21 protein-coding genes are annotated in these 22,830 nt (G+C 64.6%); 11 read left to right on the forward strand and 10 right to left on the reverse strand.

All coding sequences use genetic code 11. From position 1 onward, the window contains the following. Window positions 1-356: 356 nt before the first annotated feature. The 3 genes from AB0L58_RS23775 to AB0L58_RS23785 all read right to left on the reverse strand — a co-directional run bounded on the left by AB0L58_RS23775 (window position 357) and on the right by AB0L58_RS23785 (window position 3,640). Window positions 357-1,757 (reverse strand): cytochrome P450, encoded by a 1,401-nt coding sequence (locus AB0L58_RS23775; RefSeq protein WP_364389757.1) that lies wholly within the window; start codon window positions 1,755-1,757, stop codon window positions 357-359. A gap of 16 nt (window positions 1,758-1,773) precedes the next feature. Next, a complete protein-coding gene (locus AB0L58_RS23780) occupies window positions 1,774-2,997 on the reverse strand; it encodes a serine hydrolase domain-containing protein (protein WP_364389909.1) in 1,224 nt (407 codons plus the stop codon). Window positions 2,998-3,085: 88 nt separating this feature from the next. After that, window positions 3,086-3,640: a DUF6764 family protein gene (locus AB0L58_RS23785; RefSeq protein WP_364389759.1), complete on the reverse strand. Its 555-nt coding sequence runs from the start codon at window positions 3,638-3,640 to the stop codon at window positions 3,086-3,088. A gap of 258 nt (window positions 3,641-3,898) precedes the next feature. Here AB0L58_RS23785 and AB0L58_RS23790 point away from each other — a divergent pair, with 258 nt between their 5' ends. Next, window positions 3,899-4,567 carry a hypothetical protein gene (locus AB0L58_RS23790; RefSeq protein WP_364389761.1) on the forward strand — a complete coding sequence of 223 codons (669 nt, stop codon included), beginning with the start codon at window positions 3,899-3,901 and terminating at the stop codon, window positions 4,565-4,567. Between the two features lie 39 nt (window positions 4,568-4,606). After that, entirely contained in the window at window positions 4,607-6,055 is a 1,449-nt protein-coding gene (locus AB0L58_RS23795; protein ID WP_364389762.1) for an MFS transporter, read from the forward strand. Window positions 6,056-6,098: 43 nt separating this feature from the next. On the opposite strand, the gene AB0L58_RS23800 is transcribed toward AB0L58_RS23795, so the two are convergent. Then, the gene (locus AB0L58_RS23800; RefSeq protein ID WP_364389764.1) at window positions 6,099-6,773 is read right to left on the reverse strand and encodes a serine protease; all 675 of its coding nucleotides are present in this window, start codon (window positions 6,771-6,773) and stop codon (window positions 6,099-6,101) included. Window positions 6,774-7,374: 601 nt separating this feature from the next. Here AB0L58_RS23800 and AB0L58_RS23805 point away from each other — a divergent pair. The 9 genes from AB0L58_RS23805 to AB0L58_RS23845 all read left to right on the forward strand — a co-directional run bounded on the left by AB0L58_RS23805 (window position 7,375) and on the right by AB0L58_RS23845 (window position 16,830). Beyond that, window positions 7,375-8,193 (forward strand): ABC transporter permease, encoded by an 819-nt coding sequence (locus tag AB0L58_RS23805; RefSeq protein WP_364389765.1) that lies wholly within the window; start codon window positions 7,375-7,377, stop codon window positions 8,191-8,193. Window positions 8,194-8,197: 4 nt separating this feature from the next. After that, entirely contained in the window at window positions 8,198-9,061 is an 864-nt protein-coding gene (locus AB0L58_RS23810) for an ABC transporter permease (protein ID WP_364389766.1), read from the forward strand. Between the two features lie 6 nt (window positions 9,062-9,067). Next, a complete protein-coding gene (locus AB0L58_RS23815; RefSeq protein WP_364389768.1) occupies window positions 9,068-10,561 on the forward strand; it encodes an MCE family protein in 1,494 nt (497 codons plus the stop codon). Further along, window positions 10,558-11,601: an MCE family protein gene (locus AB0L58_RS23820; protein ID WP_364389770.1), complete on the forward strand. Its 1,044-nt coding sequence runs from the start codon at window positions 10,558-10,560 to the stop codon at window positions 11,599-11,601. The genes AB0L58_RS23815 and AB0L58_RS23820 overlap by 4 nt, the downstream gene beginning before the upstream one ends. Further along, window positions 11,601-12,596, forward strand: a complete 996-nt coding sequence (locus AB0L58_RS23825; RefSeq protein WP_364389910.1) for an MCE family protein — start codon at window positions 11,601-11,603, stop codon at window positions 12,594-12,596. The genes AB0L58_RS23820 and AB0L58_RS23825 overlap by 1 nt, the downstream gene beginning before the upstream one ends. Next, window positions 12,593-13,699: an MlaD family protein gene (locus tag AB0L58_RS23830; RefSeq protein WP_364389772.1), complete on the forward strand. Its 1,107-nt coding sequence runs from the start codon at window positions 12,593-12,595 to the stop codon at window positions 13,697-13,699. The genes AB0L58_RS23825 and AB0L58_RS23830 overlap by 4 nt, the downstream gene beginning before the upstream one ends. After that, complete coding sequence (locus AB0L58_RS23835) at window positions 13,696-14,802, forward strand: MCE family protein (protein ID WP_364389773.1); 1,107 nt, start codon at window positions 13,696-13,698, stop codon at window positions 14,800-14,802. The genes AB0L58_RS23830 and AB0L58_RS23835 overlap by 4 nt, the downstream gene beginning before the upstream one ends. Beyond that, the gene (locus AB0L58_RS23840) at window positions 14,799-15,977 is read left to right on the forward strand and encodes an MlaD family protein (RefSeq protein ID WP_364389774.1); all 1,179 of its coding nucleotides are present in this window, start codon (window positions 14,799-14,801) and stop codon (window positions 15,975-15,977) included. The genes AB0L58_RS23835 and AB0L58_RS23840 overlap by 4 nt, the downstream gene beginning before the upstream one ends. A gap of 109 nt (window positions 15,978-16,086) precedes the next feature. After that, window positions 16,087-16,830 carry a hypothetical protein gene (locus tag AB0L58_RS23845; RefSeq protein WP_364389776.1) on the forward strand — a complete coding sequence of 248 codons (744 nt, stop codon included), beginning with the start codon at window positions 16,087-16,089 and terminating at the stop codon, window positions 16,828-16,830. A 122-nt stretch (window positions 16,831-16,952) separates the two neighbouring features. On the opposite strand, the gene AB0L58_RS23850 is transcribed toward AB0L58_RS23845, so the two are convergent. The 6 genes from AB0L58_RS23850 to AB0L58_RS23875 form a co-directional block, all read right to left on the reverse strand. Beyond that, window positions 16,953-17,531 carry a ribonuclease H gene (locus AB0L58_RS23850; protein ID WP_364389778.1) on the reverse strand — a complete coding sequence of 193 codons (579 nt, stop codon included), beginning with the start codon at window positions 17,529-17,531 and terminating at the stop codon, window positions 16,953-16,955. 10 nt (window positions 17,532-17,541) lie between these two features. After that, complete coding sequence (locus AB0L58_RS23855) at window positions 17,542-18,012, reverse strand: SRPBCC family protein (RefSeq protein ID WP_364389780.1); 471 nt, start codon at window positions 18,010-18,012, stop codon at window positions 17,542-17,544. Between the two features lie 193 nt (window positions 18,013-18,205). After that, window positions 18,206-19,384 carry an L-2-hydroxyglutarate oxidase gene (lhgO, locus tag AB0L58_RS23860; protein WP_364389782.1) on the reverse strand — a complete coding sequence of 393 codons (1,179 nt, stop codon included), beginning with the start codon at window positions 19,382-19,384 and terminating at the stop codon, window positions 18,206-18,208. Between the two features lie 19 nt (window positions 19,385-19,403). Next, the gene (locus tag AB0L58_RS23865; RefSeq protein ID WP_364389784.1) at window positions 19,404-20,114 is read right to left on the reverse strand and encodes a hypothetical protein; all 711 of its coding nucleotides are present in this window, start codon (window positions 20,112-20,114) and stop codon (window positions 19,404-19,406) included. 347 nt (window positions 20,115-20,461) lie between these two features. Beyond that, entirely contained in the window at window positions 20,462-21,253 is a 792-nt protein-coding gene (locus AB0L58_RS23870) for a TIGR03084 family metal-binding protein (RefSeq protein WP_364389785.1), read from the reverse strand. A 129-nt stretch (window positions 21,254-21,382) separates the two neighbouring features. Next, a complete protein-coding gene (locus tag AB0L58_RS23875) occupies window positions 21,383-22,738 on the reverse strand; it encodes a hypothetical protein (RefSeq protein ID WP_364389787.1) in 1,356 nt (451 codons plus the stop codon). Window positions 22,739-22,830 lie beyond the last annotated feature (92 nt).

A 22,830-nucleotide genomic window follows, 5' to 3' on the forward strand; every position in this document is an offset into this window, starting at 1 on the left:
ACGCCGGTAGCGCGGCGAGATCTCTCATCGGTGTGGAGCTGCAGGGCGGTTCCACGAAGATCCTTCGTGGCTTCCGTGCAAACGCCACGGAAAAACGGCGCGGGGAACACGACGCACCCCACGGGTATTTATGACGCACCCGACCCTGGCGTCCTTCCTACCTTCCATTGGCGGTCCGAGGCCAGTGGCGTTTCGGATTGATTCGCGCCGACCGTTAAATGTGTCGAGCGCCACATATGCTGTTGCCGATCATCATCTTTCGTGAATGGGCCGGTCAGGTCGGTGAGCTTCGATGGCCGCAGACGGCCGTCAAGTCGGTCGACCGCGCAAGAGGTCAAACTACTTCGTGAGATAAATCACGCAATTACCTCGAATGGGATCGACCGATGCGGGCCCGTCGCGATGTTGTGTGGCACCGACAGCGGTGCCCGCCCGCGCGCGTACCGCGGCGGTAATCGCAGTCGCAGTCGCGCGAGAATGGTGGCGAGCACGACCCGCAGTTCGTAATCGGCCAGCGATGCCCCGACACATCGTCGATGGCCGCCGCCGAATGGCGCGAATTCGTGCGGTCGGTACTTGCGCTCGATGAACCGGTCGGGCCGGAACAGCGCCGGATCCGCCCACACCGCGGGGTCGGAATGCAGCAGCGGAACCGCGACGCCCATGATGTCGCCCGCCGCGAGCTCGACACCGCGCAGCGCGAACGGCGCGGTCAGCCTGCGCAGGACGATCGGCACGGCGGGATGCAGCCGCAGTGTTTCCTGGCACACCGCGTCCAGGAACGGCAGTCTGGCCAGCTCGAGTGGGGTGGCCTCGGGTCCGGCCGCGCGCAGTTCGGCGCGCAGGCGGCGCAGCGCCTCGGGTTCGCGATGCAGATGGAACAGCGCCCATACGAGACTGGTCGCGGTGGTCTCGTGTCCGGCGACCAGCAGGGTGCGGAGTTGCTCGCACAAATCGTCATCGGTGATCGAGGTACCGTCCTCGTAGCCGGTCGCGAGCAGTAGGCCGAGAATGTCGGCGCCGACCGAGCCACCGTCGGCGGCGGTCCGGCGCCGCGCGATATCGGTCAGGATCAGCTCGTCCAGCCGCTCGCGCGCGGCCATGAACCGATCCCACGGAGCCCGGCCGAAAAGCCCGTGGCGCAGCGCGGGCACCAACATCAGCGGTCCGGAGAAGGCGGTCAGGAATTTCGCGACCGCAGCCGTGTATTCGGCGCGGCGCTCGCGGCTGTCCACCCCGAATACCGCCTCCAGAATCACCCGCAGTGTGATCGCCCTGGCCGCCGCGCGCGAGTCGATGCGTGTACCCGGTATCCAGGCGGGCCGGGATTCGCCTGTGCTGCCGGATATTTCGGCAATAGTGGACTCTTGGATGAGTTCGCCGTAGGCACGGATCCGCGCACCGTGGAATGCGGGTGCGAGCAATGCCCGATCACGCCGGTGTCGTTCGCCCGCGGCCAGGATGAGCGAGGCGGAGCCGACCAGCGGTTCGATCGGATTCGGCCGCGGCGGTTCGAGCAGATCGATCGGCGCGCGGAAGAGTTCACGGGCACCGTCGGCCGTGCCGGTGAACAGCACCGCGCCGAAACCGGGAAACCGCACGTAGAACGGATCGCCCTCGCGTTCGCGTCGCCATCGGAAGTACCGCTCGAAATCGATGCCCGCCGCCAACGCGTGCGCCAGCACCATTCTCGGCGGGCGCGGCATCGAAGGCGCGGCGTCCAGCGCCGTTTCCTCCGATGCACCCGCCTGCTCCATATCTATAGTTACGAACTCACGGTGGTCCCGGTTCGACCGGCCCCTTCGGGCGCACTTTGCGCGCCGTCGTGCTGGCGAGGGCGGCCAAGCGCGCGAGCCGTGCGTCCCCGAGCGCGGTCACCGCATTGCCGAGTCGGTTGGTGACGAAGGCGATCGACATGCCGAGTTCGGGATCGGCATAGGCACCCGAACCGCCGAGTCCGTAGTGACCGAAGGCATTTCGCGGCTGTTGCTTGGACATCACCACCGGACGGTGATAGCCGAGAGTGAATTTCAGCGGCACCCCGAGCACATAGTCGCGGCTGTCGGCCCGCTGGGTTTCATTGATGATCGCGATGGTCTCCGGTCGCAGGAACTGCGCCGCCTCGATGCCATGGCCACCGCGTTCGGCGTCCAGCGCCTCGACCCGACCGCCATTCGCCAGGGCTCCATACATTCTGCCCAGTGCGCGCGCCGAGAAGACACCGTTCCAGCCCGGCATCACCGCATCGTGTACGCGCGGATCGCGGACGAGTTCGTCGAAACTCTCCGGCATACCCGCCTCGGCGAGTCCGCGCACCGGGCGCACCCAGGACAGCACCGATGACGCGGTATTCCAGCGGATTCCGGGTGGGTTCAGATGCGGAAAGATCTTGGCGATCCGATAGCGCTCGGATTCCGGTACCCGGAACCAGAATTCGTCGTAGCCGAGTGGTTCCGCGATCTCGCGGCGCACCACATCAATGAACGGATCACCGGTGACGCGCTGCACGATCTCGGCCACCAGCCAGCCGAAGGTGATCGCGTGATAGCCCGATGTGCGGATGCGCCGCGGGTCGGCCGGACTTTCGGCCAGCGCCCTGACCACGGCGTCGTAGTCGAGGATGCCCTCCCGTCCAGGGACCAGGCCGCGTACCCTATGCAGTCCGGCACGGTGGGAGAGCACATCGCGCACCGTGATCTCGGCTTTGCCGTGTGCGCCGAATTCCGGCCAGTAGGTGGCGACCGGTGCGTCGTATTCGATCAGCCCACGCTCGGCCAGCCGGTGCACCACGGTCGCGGCGACGCCCTTGCCGGTGGAGAAGGTGAGCGCCACATTGTCGCCCTCCCAGCGGCGATCCTTGGCCGCCCAGCCCGCCCAGATATCGACGACGGGTCGGCCGTCGAGATAGATCGACAAGGCGCCGCCACCGCGCGTCGGCTGGGTGAACATGTGGAAGAAGTGGTCCGCGAGACGGACGAACCTCGGATCGACGAGCATTTCCCGTGGCGCCGCTGGCCACCGGTCCGGTGCGGGGAAGGCAGAAACCACGGGGCATACCTCCTGCTGGCTGGCTGGGGGCGAATTCTCAGCCTAACGCGGATCGCGGCGTTTGCCAGCGTCCGAAAGGCGTGGTCAGACACGTCGCGCCGGTGGCGGAATTCCACGCGAAGGCCGCCGTGCCGAGGCAGATCACCGCGCTGTCGGCGGTCGCGACCTGTGCGCGCGAGCCGTCGAAGGCGATCGACACCGCGAACAGCGGGGTGGGCGGGCTCGGTTGGTCGGTTTCGGAATCGGTTGTCGCAGCGGCGATCGAGGTCTGCGCGATGGCGTCGGCGCCGTAGCCGAGCGCGATCGGAATTCCGCCGACCCCGTCGCTGGCACCGACACCGCCCGCCGCACCGACGCCGAGTGCGGTGGCACCCAGGCGAGCACGGGCGTAGCCGACGCCGTCGTATCCGGCCGCCCAGGCCCGTCCAGGGGTTTCGGTCGCGGCCCGGCACGCAGTGCTCCCATCGATGACGGTGACGTCCGTGCCGCCGTCGGAGGCACAATGCGCATCGGTTGCCAAGGCAGTTGCGGGGAGGATCAGCGCGGTGCCGAATATGGCGGCGATGCAGGTGATTGCGCTGATCAGCTTCATGGATGAACTCCTTTCACACTGGCACCTCACCATACCCAGATCGGTTGCTGGCAAGCCGATTCCACTCGCGAGCGGTGGCGTCGCAGTGCGCGAACCAACACTTCGGCAGGCACTGCGCTGGTGTGATGCGGGTGCTGTCGACTCGACGCACCAGCGCTCGGTGGTGTATGCATGGCGTGGTATTTCACGCATTGCTAGGTCACTTCGGATTCCGACCGGGGGTATGAGTTCGGAGCGTTACAGCCGGGAGGACTGTAAGTGTCTCGTCAACTGATCTCGGGTCGGCTCGCGACGGCGGTCGTCGCCGCGGTCGCGGTCGTCGCCGCGCTCTCGCTAGCGGGCTGCGGCAATAAAATCAGCGGCAACGCCCAGCCCGCCATAGGTAACGGGACCATCGATGCGGTCTCGTCCACCAATACGCCGAAAACCTCAGGGGCCAGGCCCACTTCGGGGCGGCCGACGACCAGCGCCCGTCCGACCTCGGGGAAGCCGACCACCACCACGTCGGCGACCAAAGGTGGCACTACCGACTTCCAGGCCAACGTCGGTGACTGTGTGACGCTCGGTGGCACCACCGACAACGCCACCATCGCCAAGGCCTCCTGCGGCAGCCGGGCCTCGAACTACAAGGTGATCGGCAAGGCGGCGACCAGTTCGCAGTGCGTCGCCGATCGCGACTCCGCCTACTTCGAAACCCTCAACGGCGCGCAGCAGGGCGCGATCTGCCTCGACATCGACTGGGTCGTCGGTGGCTGCATGGATATCGGCGGCGAGGATCCCAAGCGCATCGATTGCACCGAGCGCGTCAGCCAGGGCGTGAAGGTGACCAATATCCAGCAGGGTGCGGACGACGCCAGCGTCTGCGGCAGCAGCAGCGGCTTCGAATACCCGACCCGCCACTTCGTGGTCTGCGTCCAGAATCTCTGACCGCCACGAAAACCGGCCGGCAGCGGTTACGTTGGGGCGGTGAGCGCTGATCTACCCCGGCTGGGTTCGGCCACCGGCCGCTGGATTCTGCTGGCCACCATCCTCGGTTCGTCGGTGGCCTCGCTGGATGCCACCGTCGTCAATATCGCGCTGCCGCGCATCGGTGAATCCCTCGACACCGACGTCGCGGGCCTACAGTGGACGCTCAACGGCTACACACTGACCCTGGCCTCGTTCATCCTGCTCGGCGGCTCGCTCGGCGATCGTCTCGGCCGCCGCAAGGTGTTCGTCTGGGGCGTCATCGGTTTCGCGCTGGCCTCGGTGCTGTGCGGTGCCGCGGTGAATATCGAGATGCTTGTTGTCGCCCGGATCCTGCAGGGTGTGGCGGGTGCGCTGCTCACCCCCGGCAGCCTGGCCCTGATCTCCTCATCCATCGATCAGCGCGATCAGGGTGCGGCGATCGGCCTGTGGTCCGGTTTCGGCGGTGTCGCGGGCGCACTCGGCCCGTTCCTCGGCGGCTGGCTGATCGAGTTGGCCGGCTGGCAATCCATTTTCCTCATCAATGTGCCGCTCGCCGCGGTCGTCGTACTCGTCACGCTGCGACATGTGCCGGAGAGCCACGATCCGAATGCCTCGGCGCGCCTGGATGTTCCGGGTGCGGCGGTGGTCGCGGTGGCCCTCGGCGCGCTCACCTTCGGTCTGATCGATGCGATGCCACTGCTGGTGGTCGTCGGTCTGCTGCTGCTCACGGTCTTCGTGGTGATCGAAATGCGCAGCGATCATCCGCTGGTGCCGCCGTCGCTGTTCGCGTCACGGGTCTTCACCGCCGCCAATCTGGTTACCCTCGCGGTCTACGCCGCACTCGGCGGTGTCTTCTTCCTCTTGGTGATGCAGCTGCAACTGGTGGCGAAGTACACGCCGCTCATGTCGGGCGTGGCCACTGTTCCGGTCACATTGATCATGCTGTCGCTCTCGGCGCCCGCGGGTCGTTGGGCGCAGGTGCATGGTGCGCGCATTCCGATGACGGTCGGTCCGCTCCTCGCCGCGCTCGGCCTGATATTGCTGCTGCGCATCGGACCCGACACCACCTATCTGACCGATGTCCTGCCGGGCGTGCTGGTCTTCGGCCTCGGCCTGTCGGTACTGGTCGCCCCGCTCACCGGCGCGGTACTCGGTGCGGTGCCCGCCAGTGAGGCCGGTATCGCCTCCGGGGTGAACAATGCCGTCGCCCGTACCGCCCAGCTGCTGGCCGTCGCGGCGCTGCCCGGCCTCGCCGGAATCTCCGGATCGCTCAGCGACCCAGTGGAATTCGACCGCGGCTTCGGCGTCGCGATATGGATCTGCGTGGGCCTGCTGGTGACCGGTGCACTGATCGCCGCGGTACTGCTGCGCGTGCCGCGCCACGCGGCGAGGCTGGACAACGTCGACTGCATGCCGCAGTGCGGAATGACGGGTCCGGCGCTGGCTCCGCTCCATAAAACAGAATGAGCGGGTCGTCCGACCCGCTCATTCGGTATTCGACTGATCCCGGCTAGATCGGGTTGAAGCCCGCTCCCACGCCGCCACGGGCATTGATATCGCCCATGATCGAGCTCATATTGGTGCCGACCTCGGGTCCGAAGCAGGCGATGGCGAGGTAGGCGTTCACCATGCCGACCAGCGTGGTGCCGACGACGACCGGTGCCCCGGAGTCGCCCTCCACCACGCACATCTGCGACCAGGTCTCCATATTCGTGCCGAAGATATCGCCGTAGGCGAGGCCGCAGGTGTTGCCGGTGGTGCGGCCCTCCTTGCAGACGATCATCGGGAACTGGGCCGGGGCGCCGATCCCGGTGATGGTGAGATTGCCGATCCGGTTGACCGGGACGATCTTGGCCGGGTCGAACTGGATGATGGCGTAGTCCAGATCATGGTTGGAGTAGGCGAACCGGCCGATCACGCCTGCGCCGCGATCGCTCTCGGCGTACACCTGAGCGCCCGCGTCGCCGCAGTGTCCCGCGGTCAGGCCGATCAGCCGGCCGGCACCGTCGTAACCGACCGTGGTGACGGTGCATTCGAACTGATTATCGATAATGATTCCCGACCCACCGCCGATTACGGGCGGTCCCGGCGCGGCGTCCGCGGTCCCGGCCCCCGTCGCGACCAGCGCCGCACCAAGAGCTACGGCGAAGGCGGCGTTGGCCACCTTGGCGAGTTTGCTGAACATGTCCCTCCAGACGTCGGAAGTCCGCACGATATCAATGTGTCGCACCCATCGTGTCAGTATTCGGCTCCGGGCGCGTCCCATACCCCGCAGCGATCGCTTGCGGGTCGCTCGAAAGGGGTGGTCCTCCCGATGGCGAACGCATCGGCGGGGACCGCACTTTTCGACATTTCAGATGCAGCGTCTCATTTTCTCGCAATAGCAAAAGTCTATTACCGCAATCGTTGCAAAGCGGTCGATTGTGTTTCGGTTGTATGTTGATCGGTACCGCGGAGGTCATTCGAATCGCACGCATATTTTGCATGAATATTATCCGCAAAAATAGCCGAGCGGGCCATATTCGATGCTGATCGGAGCAGGTGATCTGTAACTTGCGCTAGAGGTATCGCCGTTAACTTTGGGACTCGTCCCAAGTGTCGCACCACTGCTCATAGCGTTTTCTGCACAGCGGCTCCAATCTATGACTGCAATCACACGGTGATGGTGTGTTCTGCACTACTCCGTAGTAAGGTGCCTCAAGCAAACAAGTCGTCGGGGTTTGGTTACCGGCGTCGAGAGGGGTTAGCCAGTGCAGTCGACCAAGAGTCCACCAGCGCAGTCACGGATGAGTGACGCGGTCGATTGGACGAAGGCCTACTGGGAAGACCATCCGAAGCGTTCGTTGGAGACATTCGGTAGACAGATCACGATGGGGTTCGCGGCGGTCGCGGAGTTGTTCATCGCGATATTCCGACGCCGCTTTCCCTATCGTGAGTTCATCCGCCAGTGCGCGTTCATGTCCAGTGTCGCGGCGGCGCCGACGCTGCTGGTCGCCATCCCGATCGGCGTGATCGTTTCGATCCAGGTCGGCGCGGTCGCCACCCAGGTCGGTGCGACCTCGTTCATCGGCGCTGCGAACGGTCTCGGCATTATTCAGCAGGGTGCGCCGCTGGTCACCTCGCTGATGATCGCGGGCGCGGTCGGTTCGGCGATCACCGCCGATCTCGGTTCGCGCACCATCCGCGAAGAGATCGATGCGATGCGGGTGATGGGTGTGGATCCGCTGCGTCGCCTGGTCGCGCCCCGGCTCGGCGCGGCCATGCTGGTCAGCGTACTGCTCTGCGGCTTCGTCGTATTCGTCGGATTTTTGACTGGCTACATTTTCAATATTTTCGCGCAGAACGGCACCCCGGGTTCCTATGTCGGCACCTTCTCCTCGTTCGCCGTTACCATCGATCTCCTTGTCGCACTGGTGAAATCGTTGATCTTCGGGCTGCTCGCGGCGATTATCGCCTGTGATACCGGACTCAATACCCGGGGCGGGCCGGGCGGAGTCGCCAACTCGGTGAACTCCGCGGTGGTCAGTTCCGCCATCATGTTGTTCGGCGTGAACTTGATCATCACCCAGATCTACAACGTTCTCCTCCCCCCACAGGTGGTCTGAGCCGGTGTCATCAACCTATGTACCGCCGCTGCTGCGGCCACTTCAGCAAATAAAGAAGTCCGCGCAGGCCCCGGTGGATATGGTTGCGCGCCTGGGCCACCAGGTGTTCTTCTTCCTTCGGTCGGTGGGCTCGATCCCGTTGGCGCTGCGGCACTATCCGAAGGAAGTCTGGCGGCTGCTCTCGGATGTCACCTGGGGCAACGGCAGCCTGGTCGTCGGTGGCGGCACCATCGGCGTCATTCTCATCCTCAGTGCGTTCGGCGGGATGACGGTCGGCATCCAGGGCTACACCTCGCTGAATCTGCTCGGCCTCAGCCCGATCACCGGTGCCATCTCGGCGTTTGCCACCACCAGGGAGTTGGGCCCGCTGCTCGCGGCACTCGCGTTCGCGGCCCAGGCCGGCTGCCGATTCACCGCTCAGCTCGGTGCGATGCGGATCTCCGAGGAGATCGACGCGCTCGAGTCCATCGCGATCCGGCCGCTGCCATATCTGGTGAGCACCCGGATGTTCGCGGCGATGATCGCCATCATCCCGCTCTACTGCCTTGGCCTGGCCATGGCCTACCTTTCGTGCTCGCTCACGGTGCAGTTGATCGGCAACACGCCCAGCGGTACCTACGCGCACTACTTCTATCAGTTCCTGATTCCGGGGGATGTGCTCTACTCGCTGCTCAAGGCGATGGTGTTCGTCGCGATCACCACGTTCATCCAGTGCTACTACGGGTTCTTCGCCTCGGGTGGTCCGGAGGGCGTGGGTGTCGCGGCCGGTCGGGCGATCAAGATGTGCATCATCATCGTGGTATTCGCTGACCTGTTCATGACATTGGCGATCTGGGGCGTCAATCCCGGCATCCGGATCTCGGGGTAGGACGAGATGATCATCGATCCCAGTGGGCGTGGGCCCACCATGCGACAACTGCTGGTCGCCGGCGTATGCGGACTCGTCGTCTTCGCGCTGATCCTCGGCTTTCTGATGGCGAGATACCAAGGCTATTTCGTGCCCAAGGTGCATGTTGTCGCCGATGTGGGCGACACCGGTGACGGGCTGCCCAGCGAGGCCGACGTGAAGTTCCGCGGCGTGCTGGTCGGCGTGGTCAAAGATGTCGCGGTCGTCGAAAAGGGCGCGCGGCAGAAGGTGAAGATCGACCTGAAACCGGAATTCGCCGGCGATATCCCGTCGAATGTGACCGCCCGGGTGGTGCCGAGCAACCTGTTCGCCGTCACCTCGGTGGAATTGGTCTTCAACGGTCCCGCGGACAAGTACCTGCACGAGGGCTCGATCATCGAGCAGGACCAGAGCCAGGGCACCATCGCGCTGCAGGACACCCTCACCAACGTGCGGAATATCCTCACCAAGATCGACCCGGTGCAGTTCGGTCGGGTGCTCGGCACACTCTCCCAGGCGCTGGACGGCAGCGGCCGGATGCCAGGCTCCACCATCGAGCGGCTGGACCGGTGGCTCACCTCGGTGGACGAGTCCATCCCGAATCTCGGTGTGCTGCTCGATGATTTCGCGGCCTCGGCCCGCGCGCTCAACCAGTCCGCGCCCGAATTGCTCGATGTGCTCCGCAGTTCGGTGCAGACCGCGCAGACCATCGCCGACCACCGGTCCGCGCTGGTCGCATTGATCAGCGGGACGGCGGGCACGGTGGATACGGTCAACGCACTGTTCGCCCGCAACGGCGATATCGGTAAGCAGATCACGGCGGGGACCAGCGATATGTTCGGCGCCCTCGCCGCGGACGCGAATTCGATCCCGGACACCATTGCCTCGCTGAACAACTCGCTGCGCAAGTTGAGTACCACCTTCCATTGGGGTCCGCAGCGGCAGATGGTCTGGAATGCCGGTGCGACACTCACCCCGTACCGGCCGTACGAACAGGCCGACTGCCCGCGCTACGGCAACCTGGCCGGCCCGAGCTGTGCCACCGCACCGGTGGTCTCCGATCCCGGCTATCTGCCGGACTCGATGAAGCCGCGTTCGCTGGAAACGGCGCAGGGTTTGGCGAAACTGCCACTGCCCGCGGGCTTCCCGGAGATTCCCGGTCTGACCACACCGGGTGACCCGCTTGCGCCGAGCTCGGCCGAGCCGAAGCCGGCCAGCCCGTTCGCGGGTACGCCGCTGGAGGGGTTGTTCCCGAATCCGGCGCCGCCCGCGCCGAATGCGCAACCCTCCGCCGACCAGCCCGCGGCCCCGGCCGTGCCCGCCCAACCGGCGAGTGCGCCCGTAACCGCCGGTCCGATTTCGTACGAAGGAGATGCCGCGATCGTGGCGCTGCTCGGTCGTCGGCCGACGGCGGCCGAATATCTACTGCTCGGGTCGGCGATGCGCGGGGGCACCCTGCAGGTCGGAGGTGCCGCCGAATGAGCATTCGTAAACCACTCATCGGCTTCGGTCTCTTCGCGATCGTCTCGATCCTGGTCACCGTCGTTGTCTGGAATACGTTGGCGCGGATCGTGGAGGGTGATACCAACACCTATACCGCGACCTTCAGCGATGTGCTCGGCCTACGCGAGGGCGATGACGTCCGGATGGCGGGGGTGCGGGTCGGCAAGGTCGAAAAGATCGAACTCACCCGTGATTCCAAGACCAAGAAGTCCGTCGCCAATGTGACATTCATCGTGCAGCGCAACCAGACGGTGTACGACGACACCAAGGCGCTGGTGCGCTACCAGAACCTGATCGGCCAGCGCTATGTCGCGCTGGCCCCGGGCAAGGCGGCGAGCCCGGCGGCGTTGAAGAACAAGGCCACCATTCCGCTCGAGCGCACCGAACCGTCCTTCGACGTGTCCGCACTGCTCAACGGATTCCAGCCGCTGTTCCAGGTGTTGCAGCCCGAACAGGTGAACCGGCTCTCGGAGACCTTCATCCAGGCATTGCAGGGTGACAGTGTTTCGCTGAGCTCGTTCATCACCCAGGCCGCGACCCTGGCCACGGATTTCCAGCGCAGGGACGCGATTCTCAGCGATGTGATCACCAACCTCAGTGGCGTGATGTCCGGGTTGGCCAAGCGAGGTGATGAATTGGAGACCCTGGTTACCCAGACCCGGGCACTGATCGGCGGCCTGTACGACCAGGGCCAGTCGCTGCAAGCGTCCACGGTGCAGATCGCGGATGCGACCAGCGGTCTGGTCGACATGATGGGCAAGATCCAGCCGAAGCTGGCCACCGCACAGGATTCGACCAGCGCCGCGCTGACGCTGTTGATCGCCAACGGCGCCAAACTCGATCAAGCGGCGATCGACCTGCCCGCCGCACTGGCCGCCCTCGGCAAGTTCACCCAGGACGGCGCCTACGCCAACGCGTACTTCTGCAAGCTGGACGTCTCGCTGTACAACATCCTGCTGCCGCGCGGTCTGCTCCCCCAGATCGGTGGCAATGGACAGTCGGCGGTGTGCCGCCCATGATGACCAAGATCAAGGACAGGTTCAACAGCAACCGGTACTTCTGGTTGGGTGTGATCGGCGGCGTCCTCGTCATCGCTCTGCTGATCGGCTCGAGCGCGTACAAGCTGCTCGGCGTCGGCGAGCAGACGGTCAAGGCTGAGTTCGTGCAGACCGCCGGGGTCAAGGTCGGCGACAAGGTCAATGTGGCCGGCGTCCCGAGTGGCCATGTGGCCGGTGCGAAGTTGGAGAACGGGCATATCCTGCTCACCCTCAGCGTCGATAACGATGTCAAGCTCGGCCCCGATGCCAGGGCCTCGATCAAGATGGCGACGCTGCTCGGCGCCCGCTATGTCGATCTGGACCCGGGCGATGGGTCGGGGCTGAAGGACAGCCGAATTCCGTTGTCCAACACCTCGGTTCCGTACAACCTGGCCGATGTGGTCGAGTACGGCACCCCGAAGTTCGAGGCGCTCGACACCAAACAATTGGCCACCTCGCTCGATGTGATCAATAAGCAGTTGGGCGACTCGCCCGCGCTGACGGCGCAGGCGCTGGACAGCGTCGGCGCGCTGGCAAAGGTGATGGATTCGCGCAAGGCGGAGGTCGACAGCCTGCTCAAGGATCTCGACCGGGTCACCAGGATTCTCGGCGACAACCGCAACAGCGTGCTGCTCGTGATCACCCAGGGCGAGGCCATCGCCAACCGGGTGATGGAACGCCAGAGCCTGCTGCGGCAGTTGCTCGACAATGTGTCGACGCTGAGCCGTCAGCTGCAGGAGATCGGCGCGGCCAATAACAATCAGCTCGGCCCGACCATCGTGCAGTTGAACACCATGGCGGAGGGCCTGCAGAAGAACAAGGACAACCTCGACCGGATGCTGCAGATCATGCCGGTGTCGGTGCGCACCTTCAACAACGCGTTCGGTAATGGTCCCTACGGTGAGGTCGGCATCCCCTGGCTCTTCCCAGACAACTGGTTGTGCTTCGCCCACATGATCGAGGGGTGCCGGGGATGAAACTGACCCGAATCAACCTGCGGCGCTTGGCCAAACCACTGATGATCAGTGTCGCGGCCCTGGCCGTCGGCAGTTGCTCGCTGGTGCCGAGTTCGGTGAACAGCGCACTGGGCAACACGATGACGATCACCGCGGACTTCGAGAATATCGCGGGTGTCTTCGAGGGCAATCCGGTCACGGTGCTCGGCCTGCAGGTCGGCAAGATCGATAAGATCATTCCCAAGGGCACCCTGGTCGAGGTGCACATGACGATCGATAAGGACGTCAAGATCCCGAAAGATGCGATGGCAGCGATCGTTTCGCCGTCCATCGTGACCGACCGGCACGTCGAACTCACCCCGGTGTACACCCAGGGCGAGGCCATGTCCGATGGTGCCCATCTGCCGAAGGCGAAGACCAAGACGCCGGTCGAGTTGGACACGATGCTCAAGACCATCGATCAGTTCGCCGCGGCGCTCAAGCCGGAACCGGGTACCGAGGGGATAGGTCCGCTGTCGGGTCGGGTGCTCTATCCGATGTTGAACGGCAACGGCGAGAAGATGCGCGACACCCTCAATGCGCTCTCCGGTGCGTTGAAGGTCGGTGTAGACAATAAGGACGCGGTCTCCAGCATCATCATCAAGTTGAACGAACTGACCACCATGCTGGCCGAAAACGACCAGTCCGTACGTGATTTCAGCCATCGGATGACGCAGCTCAGCGGGCTGCTCAGCGATCAAGCCCCCGGTCTGGAGGCCACGCTGCGGCAGCTCAACGACTTCCTGGCCAACACCAGTTCGGTCTTCGTGCAGTACCAGGATCAGCTGGGCAGTTCGCTCGAGGGGCTGACCAAGGTGACCGATCAGTTGCGCGCCAACGCCCGGGGCCTCACCGAGGTCGTCGACATCGTGCCGCTGCTCATGCAGAACCTGGACCGGTCGATGAACCGGGAGTTGGGATATGTCCGGCTGCACGGCAACCTGCCGACCTTCCTCAACGGAGAACTGCTGAGCGTGTTCTGTGAACGGATTCAAATGCGCTCGGACGGTTGCCGTACCGGCAAACTGGAGGACCTCGGTCCGGACCTTGGTGTTACGGCGGCACTGCTGGGGATGACCAAATGAGCGACCGGTTCACAGGCAAAGCCCGCCGCGCGGTGATCGCGCTGGCCTTGGCATCCGGGGTGGCCATCACCTCGGGCTGTGGTCTCACGGTGGAGAACCTGCCGCTGCCCAAACCGGGCACGGCCGGTGAAACCTACACCCTGCACGCGAAATTCGAGAACGCGCTGAACCTGCCGGATCAGGCGAAGGTGAAGATCGGTGGCTCCGATATCGGCGTGGTCTCGAATATCCAGACCAAGAACTTCGAGGCGATTGTCGATCTGAAGATCAGCAAGGACATCGAGCTTCCGGTCGGCAGCACGGCCGAACTGCGGCAAGCCACCCCACTAGGCGACGTGTTCATCGCGGTGTCGAAGGTCAAGGCGGATCCCGGCGCGCCGATGCTGCACGACGGCGACACCCTCGGTTTGGACAAGACCTCGGCGGGCGCCACCGTCGAGGAGCTGCTGATCTCGGTATCCATGTTGTTCAACGGGGGTGGCGTCGCCGCGCTCACCAAGCTCACCTCGGAGCTGGACTCGATCGTCGGCGGCCGCGGTGATCAGATTGCGCATCTGATCAACGAAATGACCGGCGTGGTAGGCAGTTTGAACGACAACAGCGCGCGCGTGGACAGCGTGCTCGCCCAGTTCGGCTCGCTGGCCAACACCATCGAGGGCCGGCATTCGGAATTGGGTCAGGTCGCCGATACCCTGCCGCAGATGATCGGCGCCGTGGCGGAGAACAACCGGGCCATCGGCGATCTGCTGCAGAAGATTTCGGTGACCAGCGCGGCGCTCGGCGACTACGCCAACACCTCCAGCGACCAGCTGAGCGATCTACTCGACAATGTGCACAAGCTGATGAACGCCCTGTCGCAGACCGAGCAGAACTTCGGTCCGGCCTTGGATGCGCTGCGCGAAATACGCGGCCCGATCGATGCGTCCTTCCGTGGTAACAGCCTCGCCGTCTACGCCACCATCACCAATATCCACAACTTCAGCTTGTTGTCGGATCCGGCGCAGGGCAAGTTCTTCGACGGACGTGATCTCAGCGATCTCGCGGGCAGCCTGATCACCGTCCTGCAGGCCATTCAGGGACGACTGCAGGGGGGACACCGATGAGCTGGCTCGGCAAACTGATGCAGCGCAAAATGCTGTTGTCCACCATCGGCCTGGTGCTGGTGTTCATCCTGGGTGCCAGCTATCTGCTGGTGAGTGTCATGCGGGTGAATCCGCTGAAATCGACCTACGCCGTCACGGTGCATCTGAACCGCTCCGGCGGTCTGCAGCCCGGCAACGATGTCACACTGCGCGGTTTCCGCGTCGGCAAGGTGACCTCGATCGAATTGATCGACCGCGGACAGTCGATCGCCGCGAAGGCCGATATCGACTCGAAGTACAAGATTCCGGCCGATACCAAGATTTCGGTGGGTGCGCTCTCCGGCGCCGGCGAGCAGTACATCGACTTCCGCCCGAATACCGAGCAGGCACCGTTCCTGAAGGACGGTTCGGTCATCCAGTTCGATGCGGAGAAGATCAAGACCCCGACCCCGATCTGGTCGGTGCTCGACAACTCCAGCGCGCTGATCTCCCAGATCGATCCGGATAAGTTCAGCGTCATCCTGGCCAATCTGGACACCGCGCTGAGCGGTGGCCCGGATCAGTTGCGCGGCTTGGTCAATGGCGTCAGCCTGGCCATGGCCGGATTCGATAATCTGCTCCCGCAAACCCAGAACCTGATCACCAACCTGCGTACCATCGCGAACACCACCTCGAACGCGCAGCCCGATCTCGGGACGCTGACCCGCAATTCGGGTGAGTTGTTCGATCAGTTCAACAATGCCAACGCCGAATTGCAGGCAATCCTGGAGAAGGCGCCGGGACAGCTGACCAGCCTCGGCGCGGTTCTGGACAAGACGGCCGATCCGATCACGAGTGTGGCGGCCAACTTCGCGGCGATGACCAGGGCCGCGCAGCTGCGGATTCCGGCGCTGCAGGCGCTGTTCCCCTCGCTGAACCTCGGGTTGTCCGCCGCTGGTGTACCGGCACACGATAACGAGTTCCATGCTGTCGCGGATATCTGGGTTCGACCGATCTGCCAGTACAAGCACACCCCGATCCGCAATGAAGTCGTCCAGGACGGTTCGGTGCCGAAGTGGAACTACTGTGAGAATCCGCCGCCCGGACTGCAGGTTCGCGGTTCGGCGAATGCGCCGCGGCCGAATGTGCCGGATAACGGCGCGCAGATGCCGCCGGGAGCGGATCCGAATGAAATGACCCCGCCGCCGCTGCGGTGAATAGCCACAGCGATACTCGCCTCAGAGTGCGAACGGTTCGTCCGATGCGGACCGACAAAAGTCCATATCGGTGCGCTCGGGTGCGCCGGGAAAGTGCAGGATTGTATCGATGTCCACTGATGAAGTCGGCGCCGAGAAGCAGGACTCGGGTGCCGAGGAAGCCGAAGCCAAGAAAGCCGACGCCGCGGTCGACGCGTCCGCCGCGGACAAGGCGGTCGAGATCGGGAAGTCGGGCGATGGGGTAGCCGCTGCTCCGCAAGCTGCCGCGCCCGAGCCGGCCACGGACAAGCTGGCCGAAGGCGCGCCGCAACCCGTCGCCCCAAGCGGCGCCAAGAGCGGCGCGCTGGTCCCGATCATCGCGGCGTTCGTCGCCGGTGTGCTGCTCGTCGCGGCGGTGACGGCCGTGGTGGTGTTCTACCGGCAGGCAAGTAATCGCGGCGGTGAGTTGGACGCGCACGCCGCCGCCACCGCGGCCGCGTGCGAATACGGCAAGCTGATCTCCACCTACGATCCGCAGACCATCGACGACTACCTGAAGAAGGTGGATGCCGCGTCGACCGGTGACTGGAAGGATCAGTTCGCCAAGCTCGGCCAGGACCTCAAGGGTGTCGTCATCGACGCCAAGGCCACCTCGTCCACCTACGACATGCAGTGCGGCTTCCAGTCCGGCGATACCGAGAGCGCGAATGTGCTGGTAGTGATCGGTCAGACCACCACCAATGTGAATATCGCCGCCGCGAATAAGCCGCCGAGCAAGGTGGAGCTCGTGGTTGTGGCCGGTCTGAAGAAGGTCGACGACAAGTGGCTGGTCGACAAGTTCGATCTGCCCATCCTGAAGCAGATGGGCAACTGATCGGGTTACCAGACCGCGCCTGATGTCCGAATAGCTGCAGGGCTGCCTCCGGGCGGGTGGGAAAGTCACCACCCGCCCGGAGGTCTTTCCGGCGGTCTTGCACCCGGTCGCACCCGGCGGACTCAGAACAAGGTCAATGTCTGAGGCGCTGGCGCGACCGGCTTCCCCGCTGACCGCGGCCGGGCGGATTTTGTGGTCTTATCAGCGGAGTCCTCGAGTTTCGGCTGCAGCTCGGGGAGTTCCGCGGTCGGGATCTCACCGGCAGCCGCGGAGGCCGCGGCCTGTCTGGCCGCCTCGCCCGCGAGGGTATCGGCCATTTCATTGAAGTAATTGCCGACATGGCCACGCACCCAACGGAACCGAACCGGTCCCGGCCGGGAGGCGATGGCCCGGTCGATCTGTTTGATGAGCTCGACGTTCTTCACCGCGCCGCCGCTGGCGGTGCGCCAGCCATTGGTCCGCCAGCCGGCGATCCACTCCGACGCGCATTTGATCGCGTATAGCGAATCGCTCTCGATGAACAGCGGTTCCTCGCCGGGATGGGCGAGCACCGCCTCCAATAGCGCGCGCAACTCCGCGACTTGATTGGTTCCGGTGGCGGCTCCCCCACTGCGTGAACCGCCCTGATGATTGACCCAAGCCCAGCCGATGGCGCCGCCGGGATTGCGGAGGCAGGATCCGTCGGTGCTCACGATGATCATGGATGGCACCCTACGCAATCCGACCGACAAGATCGGTACCGTGGAATTCCTCTATCTCCCTTCGCAACTGGGATTCGGTGCGACGCAGTGCCGAGCGGACGGCGGAATCCACCAGGCCCAGGCACAGTCGACCGAACAGCCCACTCGGTGGAGCGTACTCTGCTTCCGAGGTCAGCACCGAGCGTCCATAACCGAGCGGATCGAACCGTAGCGTCAAAGTGCCCGACAACCGCCCGCGCAGCGTGTAGCCGATCACCACATTGCGCCGGTATTCGGTGATCTCGCATTCGATGGTCGGTCGCCACGCTCCCAACCTGATCCGAGTCGTGAAGATCGCACCGAACCCCTGGTCGAGCTCGCCGTTCGGCTCGAACGCGGCGACTGCGAACATCCAGTCCGGCACGAACAGATGGTTGTCCGTATAGGTGAATGCCACCTCGACCGGGGCTCCGACGTCGCTCGCGTACTTGATGTGGCCCATAGGGCCCCTCCCTGTTGGCTGCCGCTAAAAGTACTACAGCTCTCCTCTTTATTCGAGGGGTTGCCCGGAATTTGGTTGGCGGGCTTTCCACATGGGAGATGGCAGCGGGCGAAGCCGGCGGGGTGGGTCAAGACAAGCCGACTGGGTGGTTGCTTGGTTTGCTGGAACGCGCGCCACAGCTAATGCGGCGCAGTCACAGTTGGTCGACGATGTATTCGGCGATCGGCATGGCGGAGGTCGCCGCGGGTGACGGTGCGTTGAGCACATGAATCGAGCGCGGTGTGCGTTCGATCAGGAAGTCGTGCACCAGGGTGCCGTCGCGCAGCACCGCCTGCGCCCGGATGCCCGCCTCGCGCGGCCGCAGGTCGGCAAGCGTGAGCTCCGGACAGTACCGTCGGCATTCGGCCAGGTAACCGCGTTTGAACAGGGAGTTGCGCAATTCACGAAGTCCGGTGCGCACATGGGTGCGGGCCACCCGGTGGAAGCCGGCAAAGCCGAGCACCGCGCGGGCGTCGCGGGCGTCGAAGCTGCCCTTGCGGTAACCCTCCCTGGCCAGGCCGAGCACCGCATTGGGGCCGACGGTCAGGGTGCCGTCGATCATCGGGCTCAGATGTACCCCGAGGAAGGGCAGCTTCGGATCGGGAATCGGATAGATCAGCGTGTGCACCAGCCCGGATCGGCTGGGCGGTAGCTGGTAGTACTCGCCGCGGAACGGCACGATGCGGAAATCGGTTCGCAGACCCGCGAGTGCGGCCATGCGGTCGGCCTGCAGACCCGCACAGACCACCAGCGTGCGCGCGGTCCAGACGCCCGCGGGACCGGCCGCGGTGACCGCATCGGCGGTTTCGGTGAGTGCGGTGATTTCGGCATGTAGCACGATCTCGCCGCCCGCCGCCCGTACCTGCTCGGCTAGCGCGGTGGTGACCCGGGTGAAGTCGATGATGCCGGTGGCGGGTACGAACAGTGCGCCGACACCGGTCACGTGCGGTTCGCGGCGGATCAGTTCGGTGGTATCGATGAGCTCGACATCGACACCATTGGTGACCGAGCGTTCGTGCAGCGCGAGCATCCGCCGGTATTCGGCGGCATCGGTGGCCACCAGCAGTTTTCCGCAGACCTCGAATGGAATGCCATGTGCCGCGGCGAATTCCTTCGTCCAGGCGGCACCCTTTCGGCACAGGCGGGCCTTCAGACTGTTCGGCGGGTAGTAGATGCCGGAATGGATGACGCCGCTGTTGTGCCCGGTCTGATGGGTCGCGAGTGCGTCGGCCTTGTCGACGAGCACCAGGCTCGCACCCGGATGACGGCGCAGAATCCGATGCGCCGTCGCGACTCCGACGATCCCGCCCCCGATGACACAGAAGTCGTACATGGGACGCAGAGTAGGCGGACTAGACCGCGATGGTGTGGTTCGCCGTCGTCATGGCCGGGTCGGGGGTCGCGTCGACCGCTGCCGGAGCGGCCGAATCTGCCTTGCTCGCAGCGTATTCGGTGCTGGGCGCGGGGTCGCGGTCCAGTCGAAGGCTGTGTTCGCCGAGGGTCGGATCGGAGAAGGTGAATGTCGCCTCACCGTTGCGCGTATCGACCTCGGTGCGCAACTGGGTGATGCCGCCCGGATCGGCGTGGATGCCGAGTCGTTCCCGAACCGGTTCGGTGAGCAGGAAATCCGTCACCACCGTGAGCGCATTGGTATCCACGGTGAAGGCGACGGAATTCGCGCGGCCGGGTGCCACCTGCGCGCCGACATAGGCGGTGCCGAGGCGCAGTTTGCCGCCGATTCCTGCGGTGGCCGGCGAATCGGTATGGGCCTGAGAGATTTTCACGGCGCCGTCACCAGGCTCCGCGGGGAAGCGGCCGAACAGTGCGGGTAGGTCGCGACTGCCACCGGTCAATATGGCATCGGAGAGCGCGGGTCCGTAGTCGGCCTCGAAATCCGGGATGTGAACCGGAGGTGGTGCGGCGATGTTGTCGCTGGCGTGCTGGGCACCGGCGATCTGATGGACGATGTAGGCCCCCGCGGCGACGGTGAGACTGAGGCTGGCGGCGCCGGCGAGCACGATGGCGGCGTGCCGAGCGATCTGGGCAGGCCTATGTGCTGCCACGATGCGTTCCTTTCCGTCCGCCCCTGCTCCCCTCGGCGCACGGCCCGCATCGTTGAAAGCCGTACGCTTGTCCAGGTTACAGGGGCAGCCGCAGGTGGCACCGCATGGGGGAGATCAGCATCACAAAGCCGGGGTGGACCGAACAGTACCGAATTCGAGTCGAATGGCGTCGTTCATGTTTCCACCAGCTGACAAGCGGGTAAATATACTTGGCTGGCGAGCGTCATTCTCGACTGCCACATCGAGACACCCGGCCAACGGCGTCCGGCCGACACGAACGGCGCACCCAAGTGTGGCGCTCGCCCGCACCTCCCTTGCGGTCGGACCTGATGGTTCGGGTCAGGCGGTCAGATGAACTGGCCCGCCGACCGCCCAGCACCCGTCGGTCCCGCGAAAGCCTGTGCGATGGTGAGCCATTCGGCGGCGTCCGCACCCACCGTTTCCAGCGCGAGATCATCGCGGTGCCTACGCTGCGTCACCAGCAGGCAGAAGTCGAGCGCCGGACCGGTTACTTGCTGCGCGGCGTCGTCGGGGCCCCAGGACCACACGCTGTCGTCCGGTGCCGTGAGTTCGACCCGGAATTCCTCGGTCGGCGCGGTCTTACCGCGCACTGTGTAGGCGAAGTTCCTGGTCCGCACGCCGATATGGGCGACCGTGCGCAGCCGGGCGGTCGGCGTCCTGGTCAGCCCGAGTGCATCCGCGATGTCCTGGCCATGCGCGAAGGTCTCCATCATGCGCGCGCTGACCATGGATGCCGGGCTCATCGGCGGTCCGAACCACGGCAGTTTGGTGCCGGACGGCACCGCGCGCAGGGCCTCGATCAGATCGGCGCGGCCGCGGCGCCACCGGTCGAGCAGTTCGGCGGCGGGTGCGGTAGCCGCATCCTCGGCGGCCTCGTCGACGAAGGTGAATGCCCTCGGGCCCGCCTCCTCGACGAGCTTCGTGAACCCTTCCGGATCGGTGGCGGCCAGCGTGGCGACCTCGTCGGTCCAGGCCAGATGGCCGATCTGATGGGCGATACTCCAGCCGGGCGCCGGTGTCGGCACGGACCAGTCCCCCGCCGCCAGCGGCGCGACGATTCGTTCCAGTTCCGCGCAGTCGTCGGCGAAATCGCGCAGGAGCGCGTCTAGGTCGGCCATCAGATCCTGTCCCGTCCAGGCGCACCGCTGCGTACGCCGTCGCGGTCCAGCATCGCAGCGGTCCCAAAAAAATGCAAGCATGCGTGCTTGTATTTTGCACGGACCGGCCGCCGACCCGATCAGGGCCGGTTACCAGCCGAAAATCGTCAAGTGGGCGGCGCCGACCAGCAGGCCGAGCAGAGCGCCGTGCAGATACAGCAGCCAGGCATCCTGTTCGACCGAGGCATAGAACATCTCCATGAACTCCCCCGGGGTGAGGTCCTGGAGCTTGCGCGCGGCGAACTCATCGATCTTCTTGGCCTGTTCGAGGGTGAACGCCTCGTCCTCGACCAGGCTCGGGGCCAGTCCGACCGCCGCACCCGCGGCGCCGACCTTGAGATTGTCGAATTGGCGGCGGCCGAAGGCGACGCGCACGATCGAGGTGGTCGGGCCGAGTTGGCGGTGGATCTCATCGGAGACCAGCCGCTCGATCAGCTGCCTGGTTTTATCGCCGTTCGGACCGTCGAGTAGTTCCCTGGACAGGTTCGGCAGCGTCAGCACCTGGTAGGCGAGGATATGCGCGAGATCGGTCGCCGCCTGCGGCTGCCGCTTGGCCAGCAGTGCCTGCTTCCACAAATACTTGTAGCGCGGCTGCGGATCACCTGGTTCGAAGACCATTTTGACCGCGATGACATTCACGAGCACACCGATCGCCGCAGAGGCCAGCAGTACAATCACCCAACCCGGCACCCAGCTGAACACCGGAATGGTGTGGTGCACATGCATATACAGTGCAAGCAGCAAGCCGAACGGCGCGCCGAGCAGGCCGATCCGCACCATGAAACGCAATTCGGGCGCGGCGATGGTGGTTGTCAGATCCTTGAGGATGTACGGGTTTTCCTGCAGATACCGGATGACGAAGGTTTTGATATCGATGAGCTGGTCGACATTGTCGCCGAGCGATTCGAAGGCCCGCTTGGTCAATGCGGGCAATTCGCGGTCCACCCGCTGATAGATGACCTGTTTCATGGCCTTCGGCACGCCCCGCCACAGGTCCGGATTCTCTCGGTACATCACCTCGTCGACGAGCGGTTCGACCTGTTTGCTCGCGAGTATCGCGATGTAGTCGGCGATACTGTCGAGATCCAGTTCGTGGATGAAATCCCGCGGACTGCCGATGCGCATCAGTGCCTTGTCGACACAAATGCTCGCCATCTTCTCCGCGCGGGCCGGAATGAATCCCTGGAATCCGAATCGGCGCCCGTCGCCGGAGAATGTCGGCAGCACCTGGACCCGCCGCGGAAAATACGGATACAACACCTGCAGGCCGGGAATCCGGATTCCGCGAAAGACGACCGGCCAGAACAGCATCAGCACACCGGTCCAGTTGGTGAGCCATCCGGCGAGCGCACTGAAGATCGGAAAAGTGATCAGATCGACGGAGAATTTGGACAGGCCGGTCAACTCTTCCCAATCGATGAACACTCCGGAGGTGAGTGTCGTCATCGTGGGATCCCCCTGTTGTCGCTAGCCGTAGCGACTGCTTGCAGGTCGCTCGAAAAGATCAGTGGTGAGATATCTAGCTGCCAACATTCTCA

It is taken from the genome of Nocardia sp. NPDC052112 (genome assembly GCF_040680135.1).
Classification (GTDB): Bacteria; Actinomycetota; Actinomycetes; order Mycobacteriales; family Mycobacteriaceae; genus Nocardia.